Raw genomic sequence first — 6,730 nt, 5'->3', positions numbered from 1 at the left:
CGCGCAGGCTGCGGCGCGGCTGCTTGCGGACCCGGCCTTTGTGGCGCCGGGCCAACCGGCGGCCGCGGCGGCGCTGGCGCGCGGCACCGCGTTCCACCAGGTGCTGCAGCACCTCGACTGGCGGATTGAACCGACGGAGGAAGCGGTGGCGCGTGCCCTTGACGATCTCGTCGCATCCGGACGGCTCGCGGCCGATGCGCGCCAACAGGTCCGTCTGGCGGACATCTGCCGCTTCCTCCGGCATCCGCTCGCACAACGCCTGCGCCAGGCGCGGCGGGTGTGGCGCGAGCAGCCGTTCTACCTCCGGCTGCCCGCCGGCGCGCCTGGCGCGCCGCCGGAGCACAGCGTCATCGTCCAGGGCGTGATCGACTGCCTGGCGGAAGAAGCGGACGGCTGGCTGGTGGTGGATTACAAGACGGACGAGGTGACGGAGGCGGAGGCGCCGCGGCGCGCCGCAGCATACCACGCCCAGGTGGCCGCATACCGGGAGGCGGTGCGCGCGGCGACCGGTGCGGCCCGTGTGGAGGCATTCGTGTACTTTGTCGGGCCCGGGGCGGCGTTCCCGGTGCCCGCGGTCGATCTCGCCGCCGTCTGGCGGGCGGCGAGCGCTCGTGCGGAAGCGGCGGGGACAGAGGAGGAATGCGTGTGAGGGAACGGTTTGTCATGGCCGTGGATCAAGGCACGACCAGCACGCGGGCTGTGCTGGTGGACCGCCACGGCACCATCCGCGGCATGGCGCAGGAAGAGCTGCGGCAGTACTATCCGCAGCCAGGTTGGGTGGAGCACGACCCTGTGGAGATTTGGGAGTCCACGCTGCGCGTGATGCGGACGGTCTTGGCGCAGACCGGCACGGATGCGTCGCAGGTGGCGGCGCTGGGATTGACCAACCAGCGCGAGACCACGGTGGTGTGGGAGCGGGCGACCGGAAGGCCACTGTACCGGGCGGTGGTGTGGCAGAGCCGGCAGACGGCTGATCTCTGCCAAAAACTGCAACAAACCCCCGGCGTGCCGGAACTCGTCCGTGCGCGCACGGGCCTGGTCATCGACGCGTACTTTTCGGCGACGAAGATTCGCTGGCTGCTCGATCACGTCCCGGGTGCCCAGGCGCGGGCGGAGGCGGGTGAATTGCTGTTCGGCACCATCGACGCCTGGTTGTTGTGGAACCTCACCGGCGGGCGCGTGCACGCGACCGACGTCACGAACGCATCCAGGACGATGCTGTACAACATCCGCGACCTGCGGTGGGACGACGACCTGTTGCGCCTGCTCGCCATCCCGGCGCCCATGCTGCCGAAGGTTTGTCCCACGAGCGGTTTCTTCGGCGAACTGGACCCGCGCTGGCTGGACGGCGCGCGCATTCCGGTGGCCGGCATGGCGGGCGACCAGCACGCTGCGCTGTTCGGCCAACACTGCTTTACGCCGGGCACCGCGAAAAACACTTACGGGACCGGGTGCTTCCTGCTCATGCAGACCGGGGCGCAGCCCGTATGGTCCCGGCACGGCCTGCTCACGACGGTGGCGTGGGCCATCGGGGATGCGGTCGAGTATGCGTTGGAAGGCAGCGTGTTTGTCGCGGGGGCTGCGGTGCAGTGGTTGCGGGATGAACTGGGCCTCATCGCGACTGCGGCCGAGACGGAGGCGTTGGCGCAGAGCGTCGCGTCCACCGGCGGGGTGTACGTGGTCCCGGCGTTCGCCGGGCTTGGGGCGCCGTACTGGGACATGGACGCCCGCGGCGCCGTCTTCGGCCTGACCCGCGGCACGAGCAGGGCGCACCTGGTGCGGGCGGTGTTGGAGTCATTGGCGTATCAGACGCGGGACGTGCTGGAAGCGATGGTTAAAGACGCAGGCATCGCGCTGCAGCGGCTGCGCGTCGACGGGGGTGCCGCCGCGAACAACTTTCTCATGCAGTTCCAGGCCGACATCCTCGGCGTGCCGGTGGAGCGGCCCGTTCATGCGGAGACGACGGTGCTCGGCGCAGCGTTTTTCGCTGGCCTCGCCGTCGGGTTCTGGCAAAGCCGGGACGAGATCGCCAGCCTCGGCGGGACAGAGCGGGTGTTCCTCCCGCAGATGCCGAGCGCGGAACGGGAGCGGCTGTACCGCGGCTGGCTGGATGCGGTATCCCGCACCCGGTCGGTGCGCCCGTAAGCGGGCTGGCGAGGAAGGGACCGCCGCGGATGCACCCGCGGGCTGCGGTTGTACCGCGGATGCACCGCGGGCTGCGGTTGTACCGCGGGTGCGGCGGATGCACCGCGGGCGCCGCGTCAGCGGATGACGGAGAGGTCGCGCAGTGGCCACACGACCAAGTCCGCCCGCCCGACGATGGCGGAACGGGCGACGAACGGGTGTTTCCAGAAACGGCTGTCGAGGGAATCGTTGCGGTTGTCGCCCAGCATGAAATAGTGGCCGGGCGGCACCTTATAGGGACCGTAGGTGCCGTCGGTGGTGGTGTGCAGGTACGGCTCAGCCAGGCGCTTGCCGTTGATGTACACATGGCCGTCGTGGATGCTCACCACGTCCCCGGGCATGCCGATGATCCGTTTCACAAAGATCTGCGACGGGTCGTCCGGCCAGTGGAACAGGACGACCTCTCCCCGGTACGGCGCAGCCAACTCGGTCGCCAAATGGTCGACGAGGATGCGGCTCGGATACGGGATGGTGGGATACATCGATCCGCTCGGCACGCGCGCCTGGCCGATGCCCCAGGTGGTGATGCCTTTCGCAGCCGCGACGCCGATGGCGATAGGGATGAGATAATTGACGAACAAGCTCTGCAGCCACGCGGTACGGCGGCCGCCGACGGAACGTGCGGATGGCTCGGCGGGCACGCCGGTGGGTTTGAGACCAGAGTAGTCGGACAAGGTGACACCCCATTTACGGTGGCATGGGCCTGGGGATCTCCGCAGAAAGGTGGGCGCGAGGCGGTAGACAGTGAGATCGCGTCCTCTGTATGTAACGACCGCATGCCGCACCAGAATCGTTCTCTCCCAAGTATATCATGAACGCGTGCACGGGCGGAGGTGGTGTGCACCGATGCCGAACATCCAAAGATTGAGCGAAGGCTGCGTGTTCATCCAGTGGACGGAGACCCATGCCCCGGGTCCGGCCGCCCTCGCGGCGTGGGCGGCGGCGTGGGAGGAGACCCCGTTTCGCGGCCTGCGCGAGATTGTCCCTGCGTACACCTCGGCCGCCGTCCACTTCGATCCTCGCCAGGCCGGACTGGATTGGGTGTGCGCGGAACTCAAGCGCCGCCTGGATGTACTGCCGGAAACCGCGGCCGCCCGCGGCCGCACTGTCCTGGTGCCGGTCCGCTATGGAGGCGAGTATGGTCCGGACCTGCCGGAGGTGGCGCGGCGGCTGGGTATGAGCGAAGAGGAGGTGGTGCGCCGGCACGCAGGTGCGGCCTACACGGTGGCGTTCCTCGGTTTTGCGCCGGGCTTTCCGTATCTGCGCGGCTTGCCTGCGGAACTGGCGCTGCCGCGCCGGGATACACCCCGCTTGGCCGTGCCCGCTGGTTCGGTCGCGCTGGCGGGCGGGCAAACGGGCATCTACCCGCTCGCGACCCCGGGAGGATGGCACATCATCGGCCGCACGCCGCTGCGGCTGTTTTGTCCTGAGCAAGACCCGCCCGTGCTGCTGCGCCCGGGCGATGAGGTGCGGTTTGTGCCCATCTCACCCGCGGAATTCGCGCGCATTGCGGATGCGACGGGACATCACGCGTGCTTGGCTCCGGATGGGGCAGGCCCGCGCAACCAAGCGGAACCAGGCGTGCACGGCCAGGCAGCCTCCTGTCCCGCCGGCGGCCGGTGGTTGCGCGTGCTGGAGCCCGGGTTGTGGACGACGGTGCAGGACCTGGGACGATGGGGGTATCAGAAGTACGGGATATCCGTCGGCGGAGCGGTCGACCCGTGGACGCTCCGCATCGCCAATGCTTTGGTCGGCAATGAGGACGACGCCGCGTGCTTGGAGGTGACGATGTCCGGCCCGGTGCTGGAGTTCGGGCACGATGCGCGGGTGGCGGTGTGCGGCGCAGAGTTTGAGGCGTGGGTGATGCGTCCGGGCGGCAGCCGGCGCCCTTTGCCCGGTTGGTGTGCGGTGACGGTGCGGGCGGGGGAGCGGCTGGTACTGGGTTCCGCGCGCTGGGGGGCGCGCGCGTATGTGGCGGTCGACGGAGGGGTGGACGTGCAGCCGGTCCTGGGGAGCCGCAGCACCGACGTGCGTGCAGGGATAGGCGGCCTTGGCGGAAGGCCGTTGCGCGCGGGAGACCTGATACCGGTCGGACCTCCGCGCATGTCGCCGGGTGCTGAGGCGGGCGGCACGGGCAGGCCGGTCTCGGCGGTCTGGCGGCGCCGGCTGCTGTCCGGACGGGTCCGGTTGTTGCCCGGTCCGGAGTGCGGCTGGTTTTCGCAGACCGACCGGCAGCGCCTGGTGAGCGCGACCTATACCGTCACCGGCCGCCAGGACCGCATGGGTATCCGCCTGGAAGGGCCGCCGCTTTCCGCCGCGGGGGCCGGCGGGATGGTTTCGGGTCCGGTCACCCACGGGACCGTCCAGGTTCCGCCCGACGGACAGCCGGTGGTTTTGGCGGCGGATCGCCAACCGACCGGCGGGTATCCGCGTCTCGCCCAAGTGGTCATGGCCGACTGGGCCAAGGTGGCGCAGTGGCGGCCTGGACAGCATGTCCGGTTTCGCTGGGTGTCGCTGCAGGAGGCGCTTTGCGCCATGGCGGCGTGGGAGCGCCTGGTGGCGATGGTCCGTGCGGGTGTGGTGTATGCGCGAGACGGAGGGATGCGCGGTGTACGGTGAACACGTGAACGGACGACGCACCATCGACTTAAATGCCGACGTGGGCGAAGGTTTTGGACGCTACCGGGTGGGCGACGACGCGGCGCTCATCCCTTGGGTCACGTCGGTGAACATCGCCTGTGGCATGCATGCGGGCGACCCGGAGACGATGCTCGCCACCGTGCGGCTCGCCAAGCGGTACGGTACCCGCATCGGCGCTCATCCCGGGCTGCCGGATCTTGTGGGATTCGGGCGGCGGGAGATGCGCGTCACGCCGCGCGAGGTGTACGCGCTCGTGGTCTACCAGATTGGCGCGCTGTGCGCCTTTTGCCGCGCCGAAGGCGCGCGGCTGCACCATGTGAAACCGCACGGGGCGCTGTACAACATGGCTGCGGCGCATGCGGAGTTGGCGAGAGCCATCGCGGAGGCGGTGCGGGATACCGATCCGGACTTGGTGCTGGTCGGGCTCGCCGGCAGCCATCTGATTTCCGAAGGAGAAAAGCTGGGGTTGCGGACGATGAGCGAGGTCTTCGCCGACCGGAGATACCGGCCGGACGGCACCTTGGTGCCGCGGCACCATCCGGACGCGGTCCTCACCGACGAGGAGACAGCCATCCGGCAGGTCGCAGAGATGATCCGGAGCGGCCGGCCGCCGGGATGGGATGCCGCGTCCGCCGCTGCCGCCGCTACACCCGCGCCGTGGCGTGCAGAGACGGTGTGCGTCCACGGCGACCATCCGCAGGCGGCGGCGTTTGCGCGCAAGCTGCGCGCGCGGTTGGAAGAGGCGGGCATCCGCGTCGCACCATGGTCCTAGCTCACACGGGCCTGGCTCGTGTGGTCCTGGTTCGCACGCATGGTCTTGGCTCGCGTGGTCCTATCGGTGCATCCGCTTATCGGATCACGGTTGGCTCATCAACTTCGGGAGCCATTGCTTCATGTCGCCCGACGCGTCCTTGTTCGCCACCAACACCTGGTTTTCGTGGCAGACGACGAGCAGGTTGGACACGTCGTACAGATAGACCTCATGATTCGGTGCAAAGACAATGGAGTCGTGTGCCTGCAGCGACTTGACGGCGCCCAGGGTGCAGTTGCCGTTTTGGTCACGGCTGAGGACGCGCTCCAACGCCGACCAAGACCCCAGGTCGTTCCAGGCGAAGAACGCCGGGACGACGAGCAGGCTGTCCATCTTCTCCATGAGGCCGTAGTCGATGGACACCTTCGGCAAGGCCAGGAACAAGTTGCGCTGGCGCGCCTTGTCCTCTTCCTCGATGAGGCGGTGGTGGTCCGGCAGGTGTTTCGCAAACCCCGCGAGGGCGGCCTGCACCGGGATGGCGAAGATGCCGCAGTTCCACAGGTACCGGCCGGAGCGGACCATCTGCAACGCCGCTTCGCGGTCCGGCTTCTCATGAAAGCGGACGACCGGGCAGACCGGGCCGTCGACCCGTTCATACTCGACGTATCCGTATCCGGTCTCCGGGTAGTTGGGCACAATCCCGAGCAGCGTGATGCGGTTTTGCCGCCACGCCGCTGCGAGCGCGGTCTTGAGGGCCGTGTCCCATTCATCCCCGTCCTCGATGTGATGGTCCGCCGGACAGAACAACAGCACGTCGCGCCGCCGCTTCAGCTTCGCGATGGCCAGCGCGATGGCGCCCGCTGTGTCGCGGCGGGCCGGTTCTTCGATGATCTGTTCGCCGGTCACCGTCGGCAGTTGATGGAGGACCGTGTCCCGAAACGCCCGTTGCGTGATGATGTAGATGTCGTCCGCCGGGAAGTGTTTGCGCAGGCGGGCGTACGTTTCCTGCAGCATGGATCGATTGCCGAGCAGAGGCAGGAACTGCTTCGGGTATTGAGCGCTCGAATATGGAAACAGCCGTTCTCCGGAACCTCCCGCAAGAATGACAGCAGCGGCATTCATGCGTTCATCATCTCGCTTTCTTCCATAGTCTTG

The 6,730-nt window shown here is 68.3% G+C and carries 6 protein-coding genes; 4 read left to right on the top strand and 2 right to left on the bottom strand.

What is annotated here, in order from left to right; all coding sequences use genetic code 11:
• On the top strand, window positions 1–649 hold a 649-nt coding region (locus IEX97_RS07640; RefSeq protein WP_188882152.1), incomplete at its 5' end, for a PD-(D/E)XK nuclease family protein.
• Window positions 646–2,145 (top strand): glycerol kinase GlpK, encoded by a 1,500-nt coding sequence (gene glpK, locus IEX97_RS07635; protein WP_373289422.1) that lies wholly within the window; start codon window positions 646–648, stop codon window positions 2,143–2,145. The genes IEX97_RS07640 and glpK, both read left to right, overlap by 4 nt.
• 116 nt (window positions 2,146–2,261) lie before the next feature.
• On the opposite strand, the gene lepB is transcribed toward glpK, so the two are convergent.
• Complete coding sequence (gene lepB, locus IEX97_RS07630; protein WP_229776619.1) at window positions 2,262–2,858, bottom strand: signal peptidase I; 597 nt, start codon at window positions 2,856–2,858, stop codon at window positions 2,262–2,264.
• A 172-nt stretch (window positions 2,859–3,030) separates the two neighbouring features.
• On the opposite strand from lepB, the gene pxpB reads away from it, so the two are divergent.
• Together pxpB and IEX97_RS07620 are read left to right on the top strand one after the other, a co-directional pair.
• A complete protein-coding gene (gene pxpB, locus IEX97_RS07625) occupies window positions 3,031–4,803 on the top strand; it encodes a 5-oxoprolinase subunit PxpB (protein ID WP_188882149.1) in 1,773 nt (590 codons plus the stop codon).
• Entirely contained in the window at window positions 4,793–5,596 is an 804-nt protein-coding gene (locus tag IEX97_RS07620; protein WP_229776617.1) for a LamB/YcsF family protein, read from the top strand. The genes pxpB and IEX97_RS07620 overlap by 11 nt, the downstream gene beginning before the upstream one ends.
• Before the next feature lie 84 nt (window positions 5,597–5,680).
• Here the strand turns inward: IEX97_RS07620 and IEX97_RS07615 are convergent, their stop codons facing one another.
• Window positions 5,681–6,697, bottom strand: a complete 1,017-nt coding sequence (locus tag IEX97_RS07615) for a mannose-1-phosphate guanylyltransferase (RefSeq protein WP_188882148.1) — start codon at window positions 6,695–6,697, stop codon at window positions 5,681–5,683.
• Window positions 6,698–6,730 lie beyond the last annotated feature (33 nt).

The sequence above is a fragment of the Paenalicyclobacillus cellulosilyticus genome (assembly GCF_014647315.1).
In the GTDB taxonomy this organism is placed as follows: Bacteria; Bacillota; Bacilli; order Alicyclobacillales; family Alicyclobacillaceae; genus Alicyclobacillus_J; species Alicyclobacillus_J cellulosilyticus.
The sequence above is the reverse complement of the archived record's forward strand: the minus strand, read 5'-3'. Positions and strand labels throughout refer to the sequence as shown.